Below are 21,028 nucleotides of genomic sequence, written 5' to 3' on the forward strand. Positions count from 1 at the left end.
TTTGCAGTCCGCTCGATTCATCAGATGAGCCCACACTGAATCAGCGCCCGATGTGCCGATAACGGATCTTCGGCCAGGTACAAATCAGCGATACCGGTGGTGCTTGCGGACAACTCGGCGTGGTGGATGCATACCGTTGGTCCGGCAATCATTTTTGTGCAGCCCACGCCTTTCAACAGTCGCGGCAGCTGTGCCAGGTTCATGGCCTTGCTGGAATACAGCAGGACGCCACGGGGTTGTAGATGTTCGACGGCCAGCGTTAGTTCACCGGCAGGCAGCGGCCAGTCGAAAACTTCCACCGGGCAATCGGCACTGCTGATCAACCAGGCGGCAAGCCACAAATGAGGCTCCAGTGGCAGGTCCGAATGGTTGATCAACAACAGTGGCGCGGTGCGCAACTGGCGATTGTTATGGTAGATGCGCGCACCGAATTTGCTACGCAGCCAGGAATAAAAAAACACCCGCTCCATCTGCGCACCGAACTGGCCCTGCCAGCGCTGTTCCAGAACCGCCAGCAATGGCATCAGCAGTTGCTCGCACAGCGTTCGCGGCGGATACAGCGCCATCGACTGATTGACCGTGTCATCAACGACGCGCTCGTCGAGTCGGGTGACCGCTTGCACCAGTGTTTGCAGCAATATGTGCCAATCGTTGTCAACGGACTCGCTGAACGCCAGCGGCGTGTCGAGCAGCTGTTTGACCTGGCTGACCGCCACGCCGCGATTGAGCCAGGTAAGAATGTTGTGGATGCGTTCTACATGTTCGGCGCAGAACAGACGATGTCCTTTGGGCGTGCGTTGCGGGACGATCAGACCGTACCGCCGTTCCCAGGCACGCAAGGTCACGGCATTGACTCCGGTTTGGCGTGCCACCTCGCGAATCGGCAACCAGCCATCGTCCAGGGATTTTTTGAAGTCATCGCCAAGGTCTTCGCTGGCGCTGGTATCGACAGTGTTTTTCATTAAATGGCATTTCGCAGGCTGAGATATTCCGGATACGGTTGCAGGTAAACCTGCTGTGCAATGTATGGGTCCGGGTGTTGGCGAAAGTAATGCTTGAGCAGCGTCATCGGCACCACCAGCGGCACGATGCCCAGGCGGTATTGACTGATGACGTACTGCACTTCTTGTTTGTCCTCGGCGCTGATCGCCCGTTTCAGGTACCCGCTGATGTGTTGCAGGACATTAGTGTGAGTGCGGCGAGTGGCGCATATTTTCAAAGCAGCCATCAACTCGCTGAAGTATCGCGGGCCGATTTGTTGCGGATCGGTGTCGCCCATGCTGCCCAGCAGATTACCCAGCACTTTGTATTGCACCGGGTTGTGGGCCATCAGCAGGTACTTGTAGTGCGAATGAAACTCTGTGAGTGCGCGCCGGGTCAGGCCTCGCCCCAGCAATTGCTGCCAGGCGCTGTAGGCGAACACTCGGGTGATGAAGTTCTCCCGCAGCACCGGATCGTTGAGCCGGCCGTCCTCTTCCACAGGCAAGTCGGGGTGCAGGCTGCAGAAGGCCCGAGCGTAAATCCCCTGGCCGTCATCGCCCTGCGAAGCGCCATTGGTGTTGTAGACCTTGACCCGATGCAGCCCGCAGGAAGGAGATTTCTGCATGAAGATGTATCCGCAGATGTCATTGAGTTCCGCAGCCATTTTCCGGCCATAGGCGGCCAGCGGTTGGGTCGCGTCGAGAGACTGATCGACCGAGCCTCTGGCTTCGGGTTGCTCGGCGCGTCCTACCAGCCTGATCGGCTGGCGTGGAATGCCCAGGCCAATGGCGACTTCCGGGCAAACCGGGATGAAGTCGAAGCAGTCAGTGAGGGTGCGGGTGCACAGCCGGGATTCCTTGTGTCCGCCGTTATAGCGCACATCGAACCCCATCAGGCAGGCGCTGATGGCGATTTTCGGTCTCGCGGGAGTGGGGAGCATCGGCGTACCTCGAATCTAAACCTGTACAGCCAGGAAGATCTGTACAACATTGTTACATCTTAGATTCGAAGCTGTACAAGTCAAACTATATGTACAAGTTTTTTGGGTCGATCAACGCCCCCTGTAGGAGCAGCCTTCGGTAGCTCCTACACGACCATACGTATTCGCATACACACCCATACACCTGCGGCAACGGATCATTGCAGATGCTCATGCAACCGGCGGGCGGCTTCCTGGCCGCTGAGCCAGGCACCTTCGACTCTCCCGGACAGGCACCAGTCGCCACAGGCATACAGGCCCAGGTCGGCGTCGGCCAAAGTGCCCCATTCGTGACTGCTGGCGGGGCGGGCGTAGAGCCAGCGATGGGCGAGGCTGAAGGTAGGCGCGGGCATGGAGTCGTGCAGCAATTCGGCGAACGCACCATGCAATTGTTCGATCACTGCCTCTTTAGACAGGTCGATGTGCTGGCGGCTCCAGGCGCTGTTGGCGTGCAGCACCCAGGTATCGAGGCTGTTGTCGCGTCCCGGTTTGCTGCGGTTGCGGGCCAGCCAGTCGAGTGGGCTATCCTGGACGAAGCAGCCTTCCATGGGCGTTTCCAGCGGCGTATCAAAGGCGAGGGCGATGGCCCAGGTCGGGTCCATTTTGACCCCGGCGGCGGCCCCGGCGAGTTTCGGCGCGGAGGCCAGCAGCGCCGTGGCCTGAGGGGCTGGCGTAGCGACCACGACATGACTGAACGGCCCGTGGGTGAAGCCTTCGGCGTCCTGCAGGTGCCAGTGTTCTTCGCCGCGATAGACCTCGGTGATCCGGCAGGCGAAATGCACCTCCAGGTCGCCGAGCAGGGCGCGGGTGATCGCGCTCATGCGCGGCGTGCCAACCCAGCGTGTCTGCTCGTCCGGCGACAGATTGAGCTGGCCGCCATGGTAGGTGTACAGCTGTGGTGTCCATTCGGCTACCCAGCCGTTGACTTGCCAGCGCTGAACTTCTGTTACGAAGCGGCGATCGCGGGCAGTGAAATACTGGGTGCCCATGTCCAGCGCACCCGCATCGCTGCGTTTGCTCGACATCCGCCCGCCACTGCCGCGGCTTTTATCGAAAAGTTGAACCCTGTGCCCGAAGTCCGTCAGGGCCTGGGCGGCGGAGAGTCCGGCAATGCCGGTGCCAATGATTGCGATAGGTACAGTCATAGGGGCCTCGTTTACCTTTCTGTACAGACTACGCCGGGCTTTGAACCTGTACAATATTGTTTTTTGGTATAACTTTTAGCGTTCTCGTTCTGACAGCTTGGCCTATTGTTAACCATAGCGCCTGCTCGATACCAAAGATCCCTGCTTATAAAAATAGACTAACGGACAGGGTAAAACGCCACGCGAGGAACAAGTCATGCACATATTGCTGACCGGCGGTACTGGTCTGATAGGACGTCAGCTCTGCCGGCTGTGGTTGAGCCAGGGACATCGTCTGACCGTCTGTAGTCGCAAGCCTGAAACAGTCGCGAAAACATGCGGTGCTCAAGTGCAGGGGATTGCCCGGTTGGAGGACGTCGGGCAGGAACCGGTAGATGCCGTTATCAATCTGGCGGGTGCGCCGATTGCCGACCGGCTCTGGACGCACAAACGCAAAGCCGTGTTGTGGAGCAGCCGTATCACGCTGACCGAAACCCTGCTGGCCTGGCTTGAGACTCGAGAGCACAAGCCACAGGTGCTGATCTCCGGTTCCGCAATCGGTTGGTACGGCGATGGCGGTGAGCGCGAGTTGACCGAAGAGTCACCGCCAGTCATCGATGATTTCGCCAGTCAGCTGTGCATCGCCTGGGAGGAGACCGCCCAGCGCGCGGAAGCCTTGGGCATCCGCGTAATCCTCATCCGTACCGGGTTGGTGTTGTCGGCAGAGGGCGGCTTTTTGTCGCGGCTTACAATGCCGTTCAAACTGGGCTTGGGAGGGCCGATTGGCAGCGGCCGGCAATGGATGCCGTGGATTCACATCAAGGATCAAATCGCCCTGATTGATTTTCTTCTGCACCGCAATCAGGCCAGCGGTCCATATAATGCGTGCGCGCCTGCACCGGTGCGCAACCGCGAGTTCGCCAACACGCTAGGCAGTGTGCTGCATCGTCCGGCGTTCATGCCGATGCCGTCCTTCGTGTTGAAGGTAGGCCTGGGCGAGTTGTCCTTGTTGTTGCTGGGCGGCCAGCGGGCGACCCCGATGCGTTTGTTGCAAGACGGTTTCATCTTTCAGTTCACGGATTTGCGCGCGGCGTTGGACGATCTGTCCAGCCGCCTTTGAAATAGGATGTTGCATGACCGATCACGCATTGCTTCTGGTCAATCTGGGTTCACCTGCCTCCACCTCGGTGGCGGATGTACGCAGCTACCTCAATCAATTTCTGATGGACCCGTACGTGATCGACCTGCCCTGGCCGGTGCGGCGTTTGCTGGTATCGCTGATCCTGATCAAGCGTCCGGAGCAGTCGGCTCATGCCTACGCCTCGATCTGGTGGGAGGAGGGCTCGCCACTCGTGGTGCTCAGCCGTCGCCTGCAACAGGCCATGACCGCTCAATGGCATCATGGCCCGGTCGAGTTGGCCATGCGCTACGGCGAGCCGTCGATCGAGTCTACGCTGGTGCGCATGGCCGCAGCGGGGCACAAACGAATCACCCTGGCGCCGCTTTATCCACAGTTCGCCGACAGCACCACTACCACTGTGATCGAAGAAGCCAAGCGTGTGCTGCGGGAGAATAAACTCAATGTGCAGCTCTCGGTTCTCCAGCCTTTTTACGATCAGCCGGAGTATCTCGATGCATTGGTGGCGACAGCCAGGCCACATCTGCAGCAGGATTTCGATCACTTGCTGTTGAGCTTTCACGGTTTGCCGGAGCGGCATCTGAAGAAGCTCAATCCAGGACACTGCTTCGAGGGCGGCGGCGACTGCTGCGCCGGTGCGCCAGCGGAAGTGGTCGCCACCTGTTATCGCGGCCAGTGCCTGCGTACTGCGGCAGAATTTGCCAAGCGCATGGGATTGCCGGACGGCAAGTGGTCGGTGTCGTTCCAGTCGCGTCTGGGGCGGGCGAAATGGATCGAGCCTTATACCGAAGCGCGCCTCGATGAACTGGCCAAAAATGGTGTGAAAAAGTTGTTGGTGATGTGCCCGGCATTCGTCGCCGATTGCATCGAGACGCTGGAAGAGATCGGTGATCGCGGGCTGGAGCAATTCCGTGAGGCAGGCGGCGAGGAGTTGGTGCTGGTGCCGTGTCTCAACGATGACCCGCAGTGGGCGCGGGCGTTGAGTACCTTGTGTGAAAGAGCGCCGTTGTCACTATAGGAACACAAACTGTGGCGAGGGGGCTTGTCGGACCGCCGCACCGCCGCACCGCCCCGTTCGGCTGCGAAGCAGTCGTAAACCCGGCAAACGCATTGTGTCTGGTGCAACGCGTTTGCCGGATTTAGGGCCGCTTCGCGACCCAACGGGGCGGTGCGGCGGTCCGACAAGCCCCATCGCCACAGGGATCGAGTGAACTATTAGAGCAACGGCTCATCCGCCTTCTTATGCTTCCAGCCGTCATTGCCCGGCAGCAACAGGTTCAAGCCAATCGCCACCACCGCGCACAGCGCAATGCCTTTGAGGCCGAAGTCGTCGGGGCCGGTGCCGGTGCCGATCAGCACGCCGCCAATTCCGAATACCAGGGTCACCGAGACGATCACCAGATTGCGCGCTTCGCCCAGGTCGATCTTGTGGCGGATCAGCGTGTTCATGCCCACCGCGGCGATCGAACCGAACAACAGGCAGAGAATCCCGCCCATCACCGGCACCGGGATGCTTTGCAGCAGTGCGCCGAACTTGCCGATGAACGCCAGGCTGATGGCAAAGATCGCCGCCCAGGTCATGATTTTCGGGTTGTAGTTCTTGGTCAGCATCACCGCGCCCGTCACTTCGGCGTACGTGGTGTTGGGTGGGCCGCCAAACAGACCGGCTGCCGTGGTGGCAATGCCGTCGCCGAGCAAGGTGCGGTGCAGGCCGGGCTTCTTCAGGTAATCGCGACCGGTCACGCTACCCACGGCAATCACGCCACCAATGTGCTCGATCGCGGGCGCCAGGGCGACCGGGACGATGAACAGAATTGCCTGCCAGTTGAATTCGGGAGCAGTGAAGGCGGGGATGGCGAACCAGGGGGCGGCGGCAATTTTCGCCGTATCGACCACGCCGAAGTAGAACGCCATGGCAAAACCGACCAATACGCCGGAAATGATCGGCACCAGGCGGAAAATGCCTTTACCGAACACCGCGACGATCAGGGTTGTCAGCAGCGCCGGCATCGAGATCAGCATCGCCGTCTGGTAATGAATCAGTTCGCTGCCATCACCGGCCTTGCCCATCGCCATGTTGGCGGCAATCGGTGCCATGGCCAGGCCAATGGAAATAATCACCGGACCGATGACCACCGGAGGCAGCAAACGGTCGATGAAGCCGGTTCCTTTGATCTTCACGGCAAGGCCGAGGAAGGTATAGACGAAACCTGCCGCCATCACGCCGCCCATGGTCGCGGCCAGGCCGAACTGGCCCTTGGCGAGAATGATCGGGGTAATGAAGGCAAAGCTCGATGCCAGGAACACTGGCACCTGACGCCCGGTGACGATCTGGAACAGGATTGTCCCCAGGCCGGCTGTGAACAGCGCAACGTTCGGGTCAAGGCCGGTAATCAGCGGCATCAATACCAGGGCGCCGAACGCCACGAACAGCATCTGCGCGCCGGACAGCACCGTGCGCCAGAGCGGATCGTTGAACTCTTGCTGCATGGTCAAGCGTCCTTCTGCTTGGTGCCGAAGATCTTGTCACCGGCATCGCCCAGGCCCGGGATGATGTATCCGTGTTCGTTCAGTTTTTGATCAATGGAGGCGGTATAGATGATAACGTCCGGGTGAGCCTTTTCTACTGCGGCGATGCCTTCCGGGGCGGCAACCAGCACCATGGCGCGGATCTCGCGGCAACCGGCCTTCTTCAGCAGGTCGATGGTGGCAACCATGGAGCTGCCGGTGGCGAGCATCGGGTCGATGATCATTGCCAGGCGTTCGTCGATTTCCGGAACCAGTTTTTCCAGGTAAGTGTGCGCCTGCAGGGTTTCTTCGTTGCGGGCCACACCCACGGCGCTGACCTTGGCGCCCGGGATCAGGCTGAGCACGCCTTCGAGCATGCCAATGCCGGCCCGCAGAATCGGTACTACAGTAATCTTCTTGCCGGCGATTTTCTCGACCGACACAGTGCCGCACCAGCCTTCGATATCGTAGGTTTCCAGCGGCAGGTCTTTGGTGGCTTCATAGGTCAGCAGGGCACCGACTTCCTGAGCGAGCTCACGGAAATTCTTCGTGCTGATGTCTGCGCGGCGCATCAGGCCAAGTTTATGACGGATCAGCGGATGGCGGATCTCGAGGATGGGCATGGGAAAGGCTCCGGCGGCGGGCAAAAAAACCGGCCTAGATTAATCTATCCGAGGGTGATGTCCTATAGACATAAAGTACGTTAGTCCATAAACGCTTGATCTGGCCGGGCTTGATGCGTACCTTTGCCCGCTTTTCCTGAACCGTCCCCCCCTTAATCCCCTGGAGAGCCCCATGTCCGCTGATCTCGAGCATATCCGTCAAGTCATGCGAGAGGCTGACTGCCTGTACACCGAGTCTGAAGTCGAAGCGGCCATCGCCCGCGTCGGTGCACAAATCAACGACCAGTTGGCCGACAGCAACCCGGTGGTGTTCTGCGTGATGAACGGCGGGCTGATTTTCTCCGGGAAATTGCTGACCTACCTGCACTTCCCGCTGGAGGCGTCGTACCTGCACGCCACCCGCTATCGCAACGAAACCAGCGGCGGCGACCTGTTCTGGAAAGCCAAGCCGGAAGTTTCGTTCATCGACCGCGACGTGCTGATCATTGACGACATCCTCGACGAAGGTCACACCCTGGGCGCGATCATCGACTTCTGCAAACATGCCGGTGCCCGTGCCGTGCACACCGCGGTGTTGATCGACAAGGACCACGACCGCAAGGCCCGTCCGGACCTGAAAGCCGATTTCGTCGGCCTGCCGTGCATTGACCGTTACATCTTCGGTTACGGCATGGACTACAAAGGCTACTGGCGTAACGCCAACGGGATCTTTGCCGTTAAAGGAATGTAAACGATGGCGACGCCAAGCTTTCTTGATCAAACACTGTTTACGCAGTTGGCCGAAAAAGCTGCGGCTAACCCTCGTGGGCGACAGCACCACAACTTCCATCAGATGGAAGAGGCTTGCCATCGTATGGCGGTGGCGTTGCAGCCATCCACGTACATCCCGCCTCATCGCCATCTGGGAGAGAACAAGGCCGAAACCTTGCTGGTCCTCAAAGGCCGCCTCGGTGTGCTGATTTTCGACGAAACCGGTGCCGTGCTGAGCAAGACAGTTCTGCAGGCCGGTGGCGACTGTGTGGGCGTGGATCTGCCAACCGGCGTATTCCACGGCCTGGTGGTGCTGGAAGCCGATAGCCTGATGTTCGAATGCAAGGCTGGCCCTTACCGTCCTGTTGGCGAGGGCGAGCTGGCTCACTGGGCTCCTCGTGAGGGCGAGCCTGGCGTTGCCGAGTATCACGCCTGGATGCGCGCGCAGTTCGACTGATGACCCCGACTTTGTAGGAGCGAGCCCGCTCGCGATGGACCTGAGAACGCCGCAGGGTGTCAGGGCGCCAACATAATCGTTGACGACCATCGTCGGAGCGCCGCCCGGAGCATGCTCGCTCCTACAGGGGGGGCGGTGTCTGCAGAAGTTTTTTTTACTCCCATGCTAGAGTGCCCGGCCCCGCCCTCCGGAGCCTGCCATGAGTGTTTTGATCCGCTGCTGCGCCGCCCTGTTGTTGACACTCAGTCTGCCTCTGGCCGCCGCCCCGGCGCCGATGCACAGCCAGTTCCTGCCGCCTGACGACCTCACTTTGCGCGCTGCCGAGCCCGAGCAGCAGCAATTGCTGCAGGTCACCGATTATTCAGTGGTGGTCGGCGCTCAGCGCCAATCCAGTCAACAGCCGATTCCGATCACCTCGCCGCTGTTGATTCGCCTCAAGGGCAAGTCCCTGAATAAAGGCGCGACGATCAATCAGGTGCTGGTCAATTTCGATGGGGAGAGCAAGAGCCTGAAAAAGCCGGTCTACGACGAGCAGAGCAAGACCCTGACGCTGTACTACCCGCTGGCTCAGTACCGCGTGGTGATCGATTTGCTGCGCAATGACACGGTGTACTGCCAGTTTCTCAGTTACGCCAACGGCCATGTCTGGGCCGATCTGCACACTGGCAGCATTCGTCCGCGTTGAGCCCCGAGCCTGCACGGGGGTAAACTGCCCGCCCCGTGTAATGTCTGCGAGCTGGAGTCGGCAATGCGTAAAGATAAGAAACAAGTGATTGGTGATGAGATCGGCGATGAGCAGATCAAGTTGTTCCTCGATTTCGAACCGGTCGACGCGACTTCTCCGTCCCTGCACAAACTGATCAAGGCTTATCGTGGCCTGCGTATCGACGATTTCGAGCGGTTCCTGACGTTCTTCGTCGAGGCCGGTTTTGACGTCAACGGCAAAGACGAGCACGGCAACGACTTCATTGCCCTGATCAAGGATCAGCGCAACGCGCCGGAGTACATCGAGCTGATCGAGAAGGCTCGCGCCTAAAACCTGCTCACAGAGGACCGGCAAAAAAAACGCCCCGATGGGGCGTTTTTTTTATGCGGCCGTATCAAGCGTAGCTTTCGGTCTCGCTGCTGGCTTCAACCAGTTCCAGGGCAACGTTGTTCTGCGCGTTGATCTTGCGATACAGCGCCGCGTCACTTTCCAGAACCTTTTCACGGGCGGGGAAGATTTCCGCCAGTTTGCCAGCCCATTCGCTTTTGGCTTTGTTCGGGAAGCATTTTTCGATCAGCTCGAGCATGATCGAAACCGTCACCGATGCGCCTGGCGAAGCGCCGAGCAGGGCGGCAAGGGAGCCGTCCTTGGCCGCGACCAGTTCGGTACCGAACTGCAGGATGCCGCCTTTCTTCGGGTCTTTCTTGATGATCTGCACCCGTTGGCCGGCCACTTCCAGGCGCCAGTCTTCGGCTTTCGCTTCAGGGTAGAAGCGACGCAGGGATTCCAGGCGCTGCTCCATCGACTGCATCACTTCGCTGACCAGGTACTTGGTCAGGTCCATGTTGTTTTTCGCCACGGCCAGCATCGGGCCGATGTTGCCGGCGCGAACCGACAGCGGCAGGTCCATGAACGAACCGTGCTTGAGGAACTTGGTGGTGAAGCCGGCATAAGGTCCGAACAGCAGGGACGTTTTGCCATCGACCACACGGGTGTCCAGGTGTGGCACGGACATCGGTGGCGAACCCACGGCGGCCTGGCTGTAGACCTTGGCCTGGTGGTGCTTGACCACTTCCGGGTTGTCGCAGCGCAGCCACTGGCCGCTGATCGGGAAGCCGCCGAAGCCTTTGCTTTCTTCGATGCCCGAGGCCTGCAACAGCGGCAATGCCGCGCCGCCAGCGCCGAGGAAGACGAATTTGGCGTCGACTTCACGGGTATTGCCGCTGTTGACGTCCTTGATGCTCACGGTCCAGCCGCCGTTGCTGCGCTTGAGGCTGGTCACGCGCTTGCAGTACTTGACCTGGGCATCGGGTGCACTGGTCAGGTGCTTGAGCAACTGGTTGGTCAGGGCGCCGAAGTTCACGTCGGTACCATTGATCACGCGGGTGGCGGCAAGGGTTTCGCCTGCATTACGCCCCGGCATCATCAGTGGCATCCACTGCGCCATCGTTGCCTTGTCTTCGGTGTATTCCATGTCGGCGAAGGCGTGATGCTTGCTCAGCACCTTGAAGCGTTCCTTGAGGAAGGACACGCCGCTGTCGCCCTGTACGAAACTCAGGTGTGGCACCGGGCTGATGAACGTTTTGCACGAGCCGAACGTGCCTTTTTTGGTCAGGTACGACCAAAACTGCTTCGACACCTCGAACTGGGTGTTGATGTGTACGGCTTTCTTGATGTCGACGGTGCCATCAGCCGCCTGGGGCGTGTAGTTCAGCTCACACAGCCCGGCGTGACCGGTACCGGCGTTGTTCCACGGGTTGGAACTCTCCGCGGCACCGGAATCCATCAGCTCGACAACTTCCAGCTTGATCGCGGGGTCGAGCTCTTTGAGCAGTACTGCAAGGGTGGCACTCATGATGCCGGCCCCAACCAGTACTACGTCGACTGCTTCGTTATGCGCCATTTAACGCGTCTCCAAAATCTGCAGCACCAAATTGACGGCATGGCTGCCAGGCGTTCCGGGGCGAGTCAGTGATGCCCCTCAAACTCATGGCAGGATCGCCATGTCCGAATCTTCGCAATTTTTCGCAACTTCGACGGACGCTACCTGCCGGGCCTATGAGCCATATAAACTCATTTCAGCGCGCGGGAGGCAATTCGACTTATGGTCGATACATCCGTTTGTGCAACCAAAATCCGTAGCGGACAGGCTTCAGGCTCCGGTGTTCGAGGAATACTCGGTCCTGTGTCGTTGGGCTGATGTAGACGCTAATGGTGCATGTTCAGACGCAAAACTATTCATTTGCTCGCCACACTCTTGTGAAGTTGTGAAAACCCGTTTTTTTCACGCTCTTTTGAAGACGTGAACCTCAAAAAAGGGCTGCCCCAGCCTGGCACCGGGCCCGGATGGTTTGCCGCCACGGGATTCATGGCAGGCAAAAACGGGCAAACAGCTCAGTGACCGAGCGTAATGGCAGCTCTGCAGATTCGCGAAAAGAGGAGGTTTTGCTCAGGGAAACAGCAAGCGCACCCGCTTCACTCGATCTGTGTGGGCGGCTCTCTGTGGGCGGTGCGGGGTGTCAATACAAGCGTATTGACGATGCTGCGAGGCCCGATCAGGAGACGTCCTTATAATCGGGGGGAGATTGTATCTAAGAAACGCAGGGAAATGGTCGTGTTTAATGACTTTTATTAGCCGTTTGGTCAGGTGGCCAGCAGTTGCCGGGCACGTAGTCGTGGTTGCTGCTGTTGTTGAGCGACGCGCGCGCTTGCAGGCAGGGGCTGATTCAGCCAGTTCAGGCGCACTTCTTCGATTTCGACCCAGCCATCGCCCATGGGTTGCAGGCTGCACTGTCTGAACGCCTGGCAGTGGCCATTGTGGTCGAGCAGGGCGAAGCAGCGATGCAGCGGGCGTGGCGCGAACAGCGACATCAGATAGCGCATGGGAAAGTACCTTTGGCGATTGTCCAGAAGACTGCCTTCTAGCCGTTACGTGCAAGTGTATGGACAGTGACAACTGTGTGACAGGAACCGCTGCCCGAAAGGTCTGTCAGAAATTTCAGTAATCACTGTGCGGCGCTGGTTCCCCGCAGTGGCGCACCGCTATACTGCCGGCCTGTTTTATGCCTGATTCTGGAGAGAAGAGCATGTTGCAACGCCTGTTGTTCGGTTTGATCACTGTGACCAGTTTGACCCTGGTCGGCTGCGCCCACAGCCCGCAACAACTGAACCCGGAACCAAAACTGACCACTCAGCTGGCGCCGGTCGGTCATGGCCAGCCTGTCGTGGTGCGTGTGGTCGACGGGCGTCCGTCGGCAACCCTGGGCACCCGTGGCGGCCTCTATCCGGAAACCAGCGCGATCACCGTGCAGGGCGCGCAGATCCTGCCGAAACTGCAGGCTCAGGCCGAAGCTGCCGTGCGTCTGCTGGGTTTCACCCCGACGACCAACGCCATGAACGCACCGCAGCTGACCGTGACCCTGGCAGAACTCAAATATCAGTCGCCCAAAGAAGGCATGTATGTGACTGAAGCGACCATCGGCGCCACCTTCCGCTCTGATGTGCAGAACGCCAATCGCCGTTACAGCGGTCGCTACGGCGCTTCCCTGGACCAGCGCTTCGGTATGGCGCCCAATCAGGAAACCAATACCAAGCTGGTCAGCGATGTGTTGAGCGATGCGTTGACCCGTCTGTTCAAGGACCCGACCGTGGGTCAGGTTCTCGGCGAATAACGGTTCGCTGGATGTAAAAAAGCCCGGTGCCAGTGATGGCCCCGGGCTTTTTCATGCCTGTTGGTATTGCGGGTGCCAGCTACAGGGGGCAATCAGGCGGCTTCGGAATAAAAATCCAGCACGCTCACGCCCGTCAGCAAATCCGCTTCCGGCAAGTCCGCATGCTGATGCCCACCCAGGGCGCAGTACACCAGCCAATGGCGATCCTGCACGTTGAAGGCGAGGCTGCCAACAAGGGTTTGTTGCTCGTCGTTGTGAGCGATGAGGTAGAGGCGGTCCTGGTTCTCGGCGTGCAGCATGTCGCATTCCATGTCGATTTAGAGGCGTGCATGGTGGTTGATGCAGATGACAGCGTCGTGACTCAGGACAGCAAAGGCTCAATTGTTTCGTTTTTTGTCGGAAAGCCAGGGCATGGTCGCAGGCTTTCGGTAGAATCCGCGCCGCAGTCGCAGCTCCCGCGTCTGCCACACTGGTTTTGCTCGAGGTTTGTGATGTCGCTGCATTTGATGACGCTGTTTACTGCCCATCCCGCCAAGTTGATCAATCTGCTGGCCTTGCTCTTCGCCTTCCCGGGCGGCTGGTTGCTGCACGCCACCCGTCGTCGCGAACTGCGCGCGATGGCCAGTCTGCAGACGCAGCGCCAGAGTCGTGCCAATGAAGAGCCGATGCTGGATTGGGCGACCTTGCGCATGAACCGGTTTTTCTACTGCTTCGGGTTTGCCTGCATGGGGCTGGCGTTGCTGGTGTCGTGGATCAGCACGCAGGTCTGACTTGTGATCCTGTATTGAAAAAAAACGGCGCCATCAGGCGCCGTTGTCGTATCCGCGATTACAGCGGCAATCGCGCCTTCACCCGATACTGATTGCGCACCGGCGTCGCATATTGCAGCACCAAGAATGGCCGATGCTCGGCGGGGCAAGCATCCAGGCGTTGCTGCCATTCTTCCTGGGCCTTGGCCAGTTCATCGGCGCCGAACACTTCGGCGGCTTTGGGCACCTGCAGTTGCGGATCCGCGTCTTGCCATTGTGCATACGCCAGGTAGTGCACCGGGAACAGGCGATAGCCCCCCAGAATCTGCTTGTCCATCTCGACCGCAAGTTGCTTGGTGTCTTCGAACAGTTCGGTGATTGGCGCTGCGAAGTTCACATGCACCCGGCCCTTGTAGCCGGTGATGCCCTTGGCGATGCTCACGTCGTCCTCGCCCGGCACTTTTGTGTAGCTGCCGGTGGTGGCGCGGATGTACAGCTCGCGGGCCTTGGCCTGGTCGCACGGGTCGTATTCGTAGCTGATCGATACAGGCGTGAGGTTCAGCGAACGGATGACCTCACCGAACGGCTCATCCTTGCGGCTCATGTGGAACATCTTGAGGATCGCCGACTCGGTACGGTCGTCGCCGTCCTTGGCACGGCCTTCGGCCTGGGCGATCCAGATCGAGGCGCAGTCGTTGCGGATCGAATGGTTGATGTACGCCGACAACAGTTGATAGGCGGCCATCTTCTCGCGACGTCCGGTAATCGAACGGTGCACGATGAAACTCTTGTTCAGGCGCATCAGGTCGCTGACGAAGGGCTTTTGCAGCAGGTTGTCGCCAATCGCGATGCGCGGCGTCGGCAGGCCGGCGTGGTACACGGCATAGTTGACGAAGGCCGGGTCCATCACGATGTCGCGGTGGTTGGCGATGAACAGGTACGCGCTGCCGGACTTGAACTGCTCCACGCCGGTATAAGTGACGCCGTCGGTGGCCCGCTCGATGGTGTGGTCGACGTAAACCTCGACTTTATCCTGCAGCGTGGCGACCGAATGCACACCGGCGAACTCACGGCGCAACCGATGAGCTATAAGAGGTTTGAGCGCCCAGCCTAAAGCGCCAGCGAAACGCGGGAAGCGGAAGTGGGTGAGGATATCTAGAAACGCCTTGTCGCCGAGCAGCCGGTCCAGCACCGCTGGGACTTCGCTGTCGTCGTAAGGTCGGATGGCATCGAATTCGCCCATCATGCTCTCTTGTTAGAAACGGCTAGGGTAAGTAAAGGTTTTGATCGAAAACCGGCAGGGTACGGTCTGAAAAAGTAGCCAGACAAAAATAGCCCTGCAAATAGACCGGCGATTATACGCACAAGTCACCTGGGAGACCGCGATGCTGGAAACCGAGCGCTATGAATGTCCGTATTGTGGTGAGCCCGCTGAGGCCGTCCTGGATTTGTCCGGGGGCGATCAGAACTACATTGAAGACTGCCCGGTCTGTTGTCGGCCGATCCGGTTCACGCTGCAAACCGATGGTCAGGAATGGATGCTCGAAGTTCACAGTGAAAATGAGTGAGACTCCTTTATGCAGCGAATCTACGAACCGGAAAACCTGATGGAAGGCGAGTTGCTGCAAGGCATGCTCGCCAGCGAAGGTATCGAGGCGCATCTGGTGGGCCGCGATCTGGTGGGGGGCAGTGGTGAGTTACCGATCTTCGGCCTGCTGGGACTGGCGGTCGATAACGACCAGGCGCAATACGCCCGCGAGCTGATCACCGCGTACAATGCCGCGCTGCCGCTGTCCGGGGATGAACCGGAGAGCTTCCTCGGCACGCTGGTCTGTTAGGCTGGCGTTCGTTTGATCAAGAGTCGTGCTGCCCCATGTGTGGACGTTATGCCCTGTTTCGCTGGAACCCCGCCTTCGCGGCCCTGCCAGGCTTTCCCGCCGACCAGAAGGCGCAGTGGAACATTTCCCCCAATGATTCTGTATTGATGCTGCGTGCCGGTCTCGACGGTCAGCGTGAGTTGGCGCGCGCGCGTTGGGGGCTGACACCGCCCTGGCTGACCGACCTGTCCCGCACGCCGGCCCATGCTCGCGCGGAAACCGTGGCCGAGCAGCCGATGTTTCGCCAGGCGTTGCGCGAGCGCCGCTGCCTGCTGCCGGCCAACGGTTTCTACGAATGGCGCGGCACCACGCGCAAGCGTCCGTACTGGCTGACACCGGGGGAGGGTTCGTCGTTGTTCTTTGCGGCGATCTGGGAAGCGTATCCGGTACAGGAACAAGTCTGGCTGAGCACAGCGGTGATTACCCAGCCGGCGGCGAGTCAGCGGCGGCCGTTGATTCTCGATGAGGCAGGGCAGGCTGCGTGGCTTGACCCCGAGACACCGCTGCATGCCTTGCAGGCATTGCTCGCCAGTGAGCCTGCGGCATTGCGCGAGCGGGTGCTGGCAAACATGGTGAATGATCCCAAGCTCAATGGGCCGGAGTGTCTGACTCCGGGCTAGGTGGGGCCGCCGAAAAGATCGCAGCGTGCGGCGATTCCTTCAGGGTGTTCCCACGCTCAACTCAACAAATGTGAATTTTTTCTCCGGGCAATGAGAGCTTTAGCCCAATTGCGCGTCTTAATTCTATTGTATCTGGCGTCAATACATCTCCACGCCTAGGATACGCGGCATGTTTTCAGGGAGTTTTTTGATGAACAAGACATTGGCTTTGTGTGCGCTGAGCACAACTCTGCTGCTCGCTGGATGCCAGTCGGTCAATACCACCAGCGGTGGTGCGGTGGGCGTCGAGCGCAAGCAGTACATGTTCAGCATGTTGTCCTCGCAAGAGGTCGACCAGATGTACGCCCAGTCCTATCAGAAGAGCGTCGGCGAAGCGTCCAGCAAAGGCGTGCTGGACAAGACCAGCAACGATGCCCGGCGCGTTCAGGCGATTGCCGACCGGCTGATTGCCCAGGCGCCGAACTTCCGTCCGGATGCAGCCCAGTGGAAATGGGAAGTCAACTTGATCAAGAGTGACCAACTCAACGCCAGCTGCGGGCCTGGCGGCAAGATCTTCTTTTACAGCGGACTGATCGACAGCCTGAAGCTGACCGACGATGAAATCGCCGCGATCATAGGTCATGAGATCGCCCACGCGCTGCGTGAGCATGGCCGTGAAGCCATGTCCAAGGCTTACGGCATCGAAATGGCCAAGCAGGGCGCCGGTGCCTTGCTCGGCTTGGGTCAGGATACCCTGGCGCTTGCTGATACCGTGGCCAACTACGGCATGACCCTGCCCAACAGCCGCGCCAATGAAAACGAGGCGGACCTGATCGGCCTCGAACTGGCCGCCCGTGCCGGGTACAACCCGAATGCCGCGATCACCCTGTGGAACAAGATGAGCAAGGCCTCCGAAGGTTCGCCACCAGAGTTCATGAGCACTCACCCGGCTTCTGCGAGCCGTATCGCTTCGTTGCAGGCGGCGATTCCGAAGGTTATGCCGCTGTATGAACAGTCCAGGAAATTCTGATACTTAATTTGTCCTCAGTAACGCCTCATCGCTAGCCGGCTAGCTCCCAAAAACAGGTGAGCGACGCCAATCCATTGTGGCAGCCAGCCTGCTGGCGATGAACGATAACTCGGTGTTACTGACTCACAGCATCAAACCCAGCCGCTACTCTGCATCGCTTTGTACACCGCAACGATCGCCAGGATGAAGAACGCCGAAGCCGCCAGGCGGCGGATCAGCGTCAACGGCAATTTATCCGCGGCAAAGTTACCCGCCAGAACCACCGGTACGTTGGCGATCAGCATGCCCAGCGTGGTGCCGATGATCACCAGCCACAGTTCCGGGTATTGCGCGGCGAGCATCACGGTCGCGATCTGGGTCTTGTCGCCGATCTCGGCGAGGAAGAATGCGATCAGGGTGGTCAGGAAGGGGCCGAACTTGCGAGCGGTACTTGCTTCGTCGTCATCCATCTTGTCCGGCACCAGGGTCCACAGTGCGGTTGCGGCAAAGCTGATTGCGAGAATCCAGTGCAGCCATGTGTCGGAGAAGAAGCCGCCGACCCAGGCACCTACCGCACCGGCAGCCGCATGGTTGGCAAGGGTGGCGGCGACGATGCCGGCGATGATCGGCCAGGGCTTGCGGAAACGTGCTGCGAGGATGAGCGCGAGCAGTTGCGTCTTGTCGCCGATTTCGGCCAAGGCAACGACAGCGGTAGGTACGAGTAGTGAATCCAGCATCAGGGGTTTTCCTAAGGGGCGGGTCGACACGGCTATGACACGTACAGCCTTCCCGCCCCGGGTAAGGTGTTCGTGTCATAGGTCTTGTCAAACCCTGCGATCCGCCTGATGCGGACGTTGGGGTCGCATACGCCATGGTCTGAGGACCAAGTATGTTGACGTATGCCGGACGAGCATGGCGCTCGTGGGAGACTACTCCCCTAGGACGGAGCGGATTCTGCCTATGCAAAATCCATTCGGCAAGCCTTCTTTTTCGAGGAAGTATTAACCGCGCTTGGCCCGGTAGATTCGAAAACCCTGTCCCTCGGCCTTGATCGCGCAGACGCCGAGATGCTCCTCGATCAGTGGCTGATACTTCAGGAAGCTATTCGCCACCAGTCGTAGTTCGCCACCGTTTTTCAGATGTTTAGCCGCTTTTCGCAGCAAGTTCTCTGTGGCGAAATAATCGGTGTGGACCCCGACATGGAACGGCGGGTTACTCAGAATCGCGCTCAGACCCATGGGTGCGGCATCGATGCCGTCACCGGTAATGACCTCGGCTTCCAGACCGTTGGCAGCCAGGGTCAAGCGGCTGCTGGCGGCGGCAAAGGCATCAACGTCCAGCAACGTCACCTGATTGTGCGGGTAACGGCGTTTCACCGCCGCACCCAGAACCCCTGCACCGCAACCGAAGTCCAGCAAGTGGCCGCTTGGCAGTTTGTCCAGGTGTTCGAGCAACAGCGCGCTGCCGCGATCCAGGCGGCCGTGGCTGAATACGCCGGGCAAGCTGATGACTTTCAGCGGGCCTTCGGCCAGCGGCAACTCATAGGTTTGCGCCAGGCTTTCCAGCGGTTTGGCTTGTGGCGCATTGGCTACGGTGACCAGCCAGAGCTGGCAGTGCCGCGCGCTGTCGAGCTTGCGTGGCTTGCCGAACGGGTTGAGCTGTTTGGCTGCGCCTTCGATGCCGCTTTTTTTCTCGCCGACCAGGTACAGCTCGCGACCGGCCAGCCGCGACGCGAGTGCGTTGAGGATGTAGTCGGTCAGGTCCTTGGACTTGGGCAGAAACACCACGGCACTCTCGAATACACGCTCAGGCGCGTTCACGCCAAAATGGCTGCGCTCGGCAAAGCGTGCATCCAGCGCGGCCTGATCGCCGGCATGCCAGCACCAGCCATGGGCGTCGGGCAAGCGGCCCAGCAAATCATCGGCGGGCAAACCGGCCAAAAGCACCGAGCCCTGGAATAATTCGGCCTGACGAAGCAGTACTTCACTGCGCGGATCCATAACTGCTCCTGTGAAAAAAAGTGCCGCAGTTTATCAACTGACGACCCGCAGCGCCTTACCGCTGAAGTATCCCAAGGCGTTTTCGGTCAATTGGCCAACGATTCTCTGCCGTGCTTCACGGCTTCCCCAGGCGTTGTGCGGGGTGACGATCAGGCGCGGGATGTCATGGGCCAGCAACGGATTGCCGTTGTTCGGCGGCTCCACGCTCAAGACGTCAGTGGCAGCGCCACCCAGGTGGCCACTGCGCAAGGCGTCGGCCAGTGCCTGCTCGTCGATCAGGCCACCGCGGGCCGTGTTGACCACGAATACGCCGGGCTTCATTGCGGCCAGTTCGCCGGCCCCAATGAAGTGACGGGTGTGTTCGTTGAGCGGGCAGTGCAGGGTCAGGGCGTCGATCTGTGGCAGCAGTTCGTCCAGCGGCAAGCGATCCGGCCGGGCAGGGCGCCCGGGAATCTGCCCGAGCAACACGCGCATGCCGAAGGCTTCGGCCAGCCGTGCGACGGCGCCGCCCAATTCGCCATGGCCAAGCAAACCCAGGGTTTTACCTTCCAGCTCGACGATCGGATAGTCCAGCAGGCAGAACTGTTTGGCCTGCTGCCAGCGACCTGCGCCGACGGCTTTCTGGTAGTCGGCCAGGCGCGTGGCCAGGTTGAGCAGTAGCATGATCGTGTGCTGGGCCACCGATGGCGTGCCATAGCCCTGGCAATTGCACACGGTAATACCATGGGCGCGGGCGGCCGCGAGGTCGACGTTGTTGGTGCCGGTGGCAGTAATGAGAATCAACTCAAGCTCGGGGCTGGCCGCCATGGCCGCCGCATCGATGAGGATTTTATTGCTGATGGCCACCGTAGCGCCCTTGAGGCGATCGATCACTTGCTCCGGTGACGTCTGAGCGAACAACTGCAGCTCACCGAAACAAGCGCGCAGGGGGCTCAGATCAAGGTCGCCGAGGTCCAGGGAAGGATGATCAAGGAAAACGGCGCGGTGAGTGTTCGTCATCAACTGTACCTTTTGTGCAATGAACTGAAGGCGTAATCTGCCGAGCCTACCAGATGAAATAAATAGTTACGCTTGGCCTTAAGGAGCTTCAATGTACTGGACAGAGTTCTTGACCGTTGCCCTGATTCACTTGTTGGCAGTGGCCAGCCCGGGCCCTGACTTCGCCGTGGTGGTGCGTGAAAGCGTGACCCACGGTCGCCGCGCCGGCACATGGACGGCGCTGGGTGTGGGCACGGCGATTTTCCTGCATGTCGGTTATTCACTGCTGGGCATCGGCCTGATCGTGTCCCAGTCCATCATGCTGTTCAACGCCTTGAAATGGGCCGCCGCCGCTTATCTGCTGTACATCGGCTTCAAGGCGCTGCGTGCACGGCCGGCCAAGCCAGTGGCGGACGATCTGCACAAGGAGGCCGGCGAGCGCACCGCGCGTGGGGCCTTCACTTCAGGGTTTGTCACCAATGGTCTGAATCCGAAAGCCACGCTGTTTTTCCTCTCGCTGTTTACCGTGGTGATCAACCCCCACACGCCGCTGTCTGTGCAGGCCGGTTACGGGGTTTACCTGGCGGTGGCGACGGCAGCCTGGTTCTGCCTGGTGGCGATGCTGTTCAGCCAGCAGCGCGTGCGCGCCGGTTTCGCCCGCATGGGCCACTGGTTCGACCGGACCATGGGTGCGGTGCTGATCGCAATCGGCGTGAAGCTGGCGTTTACCGAAATGCATTGATCCAATGCGCAGCCACCGCCATTGCTGGCAAGCCAGCTCCCACAGAAATTGAGGTCGCGCGCGCAAGGAAGTTGTGCGCGCGCAGATCTGTAGGAGCAAACTTGCTCGCGACGAGGCCGGTACAGCCGCGACTGCGT

General features: G+C 59.7%; 25 protein-coding genes and 1 riboswitch. Of the genes, 13 read left to right on the forward strand and 12 right to left on the reverse strand.

The window, feature by feature from the left end; all coding sequences use genetic code 11:
• Positions 1-20: 20 nt before the first annotated feature.
• The 3 genes from ASE98_RS00175 to ASE98_RS00185 form a co-directional block, all read right to left on the reverse strand.
• Complete coding sequence (locus ASE98_RS00175) at positions 21-962, reverse strand: MerR family transcriptional regulator (RefSeq protein WP_060539429.1); 942 nt, start codon at positions 960-962, stop codon at positions 21-23.
• Positions 962-1,921, reverse strand: a complete 960-nt coding sequence (locus ASE98_RS00180; protein ID WP_060539430.1) for a YbgA family protein — start codon at positions 1,919-1,921, stop codon at positions 962-964. Before ASE98_RS00180 ends, ASE98_RS00175 begins: the two co-directional genes overlap by 1 nt.
• Positions 1,922-2,118: 197 nt before the next feature.
• Positions 2,119-3,105: an NAD(P)/FAD-dependent oxidoreductase gene (locus ASE98_RS00185; RefSeq protein WP_060539431.1), complete on the reverse strand. Its 987-nt coding sequence runs from the start codon at positions 3,103-3,105 to the stop codon at positions 2,119-2,121.
• 196 nt (positions 3,106-3,301) lie between these two features.
• Between ASE98_RS00185 and ASE98_RS00190 the strand changes: the two genes are divergently transcribed.
• A complete protein-coding gene (locus ASE98_RS00190; RefSeq protein WP_060539432.1) occupies positions 3,302-4,204 on the forward strand; it encodes a TIGR01777 family oxidoreductase in 903 nt (300 codons plus the stop codon).
• Positions 4,205-4,217: 13 nt separating this feature from the next.
• Positions 4,218-5,240: a ferrochelatase gene (gene hemH, locus ASE98_RS00195; protein WP_060539433.1), complete on the forward strand. Its 1,023-nt coding sequence runs from the start codon at positions 4,218-4,220 to the stop codon at positions 5,238-5,240.
• Between the two features lie 197 nt (positions 5,241-5,437).
• Here the strand turns inward: hemH and ASE98_RS00200 are convergent, their stop codons facing one another.
• A complete protein-coding gene (locus ASE98_RS00200; protein WP_060539434.1) occupies positions 5,438-6,712 on the reverse strand; it encodes a uracil-xanthine permease family protein in 1,275 nt (424 codons plus the stop codon).
• Positions 6,713-6,714: 2 nt separating this feature from the next.
• A complete protein-coding gene (gene upp / locus ASE98_RS00205) occupies positions 6,715-7,353 on the reverse strand; it encodes a uracil phosphoribosyltransferase (RefSeq protein WP_060539435.1) in 639 nt (212 codons plus the stop codon).
• 172 nt (positions 7,354-7,525) lie between these two features.
• Between upp and ASE98_RS00210 the strand changes: the two genes are divergently transcribed.
• From ASE98_RS00210 to ASE98_RS00225, 4 genes are all read left to right on the forward strand, one after another.
• Positions 7,526-8,083: a hypoxanthine-guanine phosphoribosyltransferase gene (locus tag ASE98_RS00210; protein ID WP_060539436.1), complete on the forward strand. Its 558-nt coding sequence runs from the start codon at positions 7,526-7,528 to the stop codon at positions 8,081-8,083.
• 3 nt (positions 8,084-8,086) lie between these two features.
• Complete coding sequence (locus ASE98_RS00215; protein WP_060539437.1) at positions 8,087-8,560, forward strand: WbuC family cupin fold metalloprotein; 474 nt, start codon at positions 8,087-8,089, stop codon at positions 8,558-8,560.
• 199 nt (positions 8,561-8,759) lie between these two features.
• Positions 8,760-9,245: a hypothetical protein gene (locus tag ASE98_RS00220; RefSeq protein WP_060539438.1), complete on the forward strand. Its 486-nt coding sequence runs from the start codon at positions 8,760-8,762 to the stop codon at positions 9,243-9,245.
• Between the two features lie 63 nt (positions 9,246-9,308).
• Positions 9,309-9,596 carry a PA4642 family protein gene (locus tag ASE98_RS00225; RefSeq protein ID WP_060539439.1) on the forward strand — a complete coding sequence of 96 codons (288 nt, stop codon included), beginning with the start codon at positions 9,309-9,311 and terminating at the stop codon, positions 9,594-9,596.
• A gap of 64 nt (positions 9,597-9,660) precedes the next feature.
• Here the strand turns inward: ASE98_RS00225 and mqo are convergent, their stop codons facing one another.
• Both mqo and ASE98_RS00235 read right to left on the reverse strand, forming a co-directional pair.
• Positions 9,661-11,169 (reverse strand): malate dehydrogenase (quinone), encoded by a 1,509-nt coding sequence (mqo, locus tag ASE98_RS00230; protein WP_060539440.1) that lies wholly within the window; start codon positions 11,167-11,169, stop codon positions 9,661-9,663.
• A gap of 740 nt (positions 11,170-11,909) precedes the next feature.
• Positions 11,910-12,149 carry a hypothetical protein gene (locus tag ASE98_RS00235; RefSeq protein WP_060539441.1) on the reverse strand — a complete coding sequence of 80 codons (240 nt, stop codon included), beginning with the start codon at positions 12,147-12,149 and terminating at the stop codon, positions 11,910-11,912.
• 203 nt (positions 12,150-12,352) lie between these two features.
• Between ASE98_RS00235 and ASE98_RS00240 the strand changes: the two genes are divergently transcribed.
• Positions 12,353-12,937: a YajG family lipoprotein gene (locus ASE98_RS00240; protein ID WP_060539442.1), complete on the forward strand. Its 585-nt coding sequence runs from the start codon at positions 12,353-12,355 to the stop codon at positions 12,935-12,937.
• Positions 12,938-13,029: 92 nt separating this feature from the next.
• Here the strand turns inward: ASE98_RS00240 and ASE98_RS00245 are convergent, their stop codons facing one another.
• Positions 13,030-13,236 carry a hypothetical protein gene (locus tag ASE98_RS00245; protein WP_060539443.1) on the reverse strand — a complete coding sequence of 69 codons (207 nt, stop codon included), beginning with the start codon at positions 13,234-13,236 and terminating at the stop codon, positions 13,030-13,032.
• A gap of 192 nt (positions 13,237-13,428) precedes the next feature.
• On the opposite strand from ASE98_RS00245, the gene ASE98_RS00250 reads away from it, so the two are divergent.
• On the forward strand, positions 13,429-13,707 hold the full coding sequence (locus tag ASE98_RS00250) for a hypothetical protein (protein ID WP_060539444.1): 279 nt from the start codon (positions 13,429-13,431) through the stop codon (positions 13,705-13,707).
• Between the two features lie 58 nt (positions 13,708-13,765).
• Here ASE98_RS00250 and ASE98_RS00255 read toward each other — a convergent pair whose 3' ends face one another.
• A complete protein-coding gene (locus tag ASE98_RS00255; RefSeq protein ID WP_060539445.1) occupies positions 13,766-14,932 on the reverse strand; it encodes a 1-acyl-sn-glycerol-3-phosphate acyltransferase in 1,167 nt (388 codons plus the stop codon).
• A 139-nt stretch (positions 14,933-15,071) separates the two neighbouring features.
• Between ASE98_RS00255 and ASE98_RS00260 the strand changes: the two genes are divergently transcribed.
• The 4 genes from ASE98_RS00260 to ASE98_RS00275 all read left to right on the forward strand — a co-directional run bounded on the left by ASE98_RS00260 (position 15,072) and on the right by ASE98_RS00275 (position 17,192).
• A complete protein-coding gene (locus tag ASE98_RS00260; RefSeq protein WP_060539446.1) occupies positions 15,072-15,254 on the forward strand; it encodes a CPXCG motif-containing cysteine-rich protein in 183 nt (60 codons plus the stop codon).
• A gap of 9 nt (positions 15,255-15,263) precedes the next feature.
• Positions 15,264-15,524 (forward strand): putative signal transducing protein, encoded by a 261-nt coding sequence (locus ASE98_RS00265; RefSeq protein WP_060539447.1) that lies wholly within the window; start codon positions 15,264-15,266, stop codon positions 15,522-15,524.
• Between the two features lie 35 nt (positions 15,525-15,559).
• Positions 15,560-16,183 carry an SOS response-associated peptidase gene (locus tag ASE98_RS00270; RefSeq protein ID WP_060539448.1) on the forward strand — a complete coding sequence of 208 codons (624 nt, stop codon included), beginning with the start codon at positions 15,560-15,562 and terminating at the stop codon, positions 16,181-16,183.
• A gap of 190 nt (positions 16,184-16,373) precedes the next feature.
• Positions 16,374-17,192, forward strand: coding sequence for a M48 family metallopeptidase (locus tag ASE98_RS00275; protein WP_060539449.1), 819 nt, complete (start codon positions 16,374-16,376; stop codon positions 17,190-17,192).
• 131 nt (positions 17,193-17,323) lie between these two features.
• Here ASE98_RS00275 and ASE98_RS00280 read toward each other — a convergent pair whose 3' ends face one another.
• From ASE98_RS00280 to ASE98_RS00290, 3 genes are all read right to left on the reverse strand, one after another.
• Positions 17,324-17,908, reverse strand: a complete 585-nt coding sequence (locus tag ASE98_RS00280; protein WP_060539450.1) for a TMEM165/GDT1 family protein — start codon at positions 17,906-17,908, stop codon at positions 17,324-17,326.
• Between the two features lie 76 nt (positions 17,909-17,984).
• A riboswitch (yybP-ykoY riboswitch) is annotated at positions 17,985-18,122 on the reverse strand.
• Positions 18,123-18,172: 50 nt separating this feature from the next.
• On the reverse strand, positions 18,173-19,171 hold the full coding sequence (locus ASE98_RS00285; protein WP_060539451.1) for a class I SAM-dependent methyltransferase: 999 nt from the start codon (positions 19,169-19,171) through the stop codon (positions 18,173-18,175).
• Between the two features lie 33 nt (positions 19,172-19,204).
• The gene (locus ASE98_RS00290) at positions 19,205-20,170 is read right to left on the reverse strand and encodes a 2-hydroxyacid dehydrogenase (protein ID WP_060539452.1); all 966 of its coding nucleotides are present in this window, start codon (positions 20,168-20,170) and stop codon (positions 19,205-19,207) included.
• Between the two features lie 91 nt (positions 20,171-20,261).
• On the opposite strand from ASE98_RS00290, the gene ASE98_RS00295 reads away from it, so the two are divergent.
• Positions 20,262-20,891: a LysE family translocator gene (locus ASE98_RS00295; protein ID WP_060539453.1), complete on the forward strand. Its 630-nt coding sequence runs from the start codon at positions 20,262-20,264 to the stop codon at positions 20,889-20,891.
• The last annotated feature ends 137 nt before the right edge of the window (positions 20,892-21,028 follow it).

Source organism: Pseudomonas sp. Leaf48 (genome assembly GCF_001421885.1).
In the GTDB taxonomy this organism is placed as follows: Bacteria; Pseudomonadota; Gammaproteobacteria; order Pseudomonadales; family Pseudomonadaceae; genus Aquipseudomonas.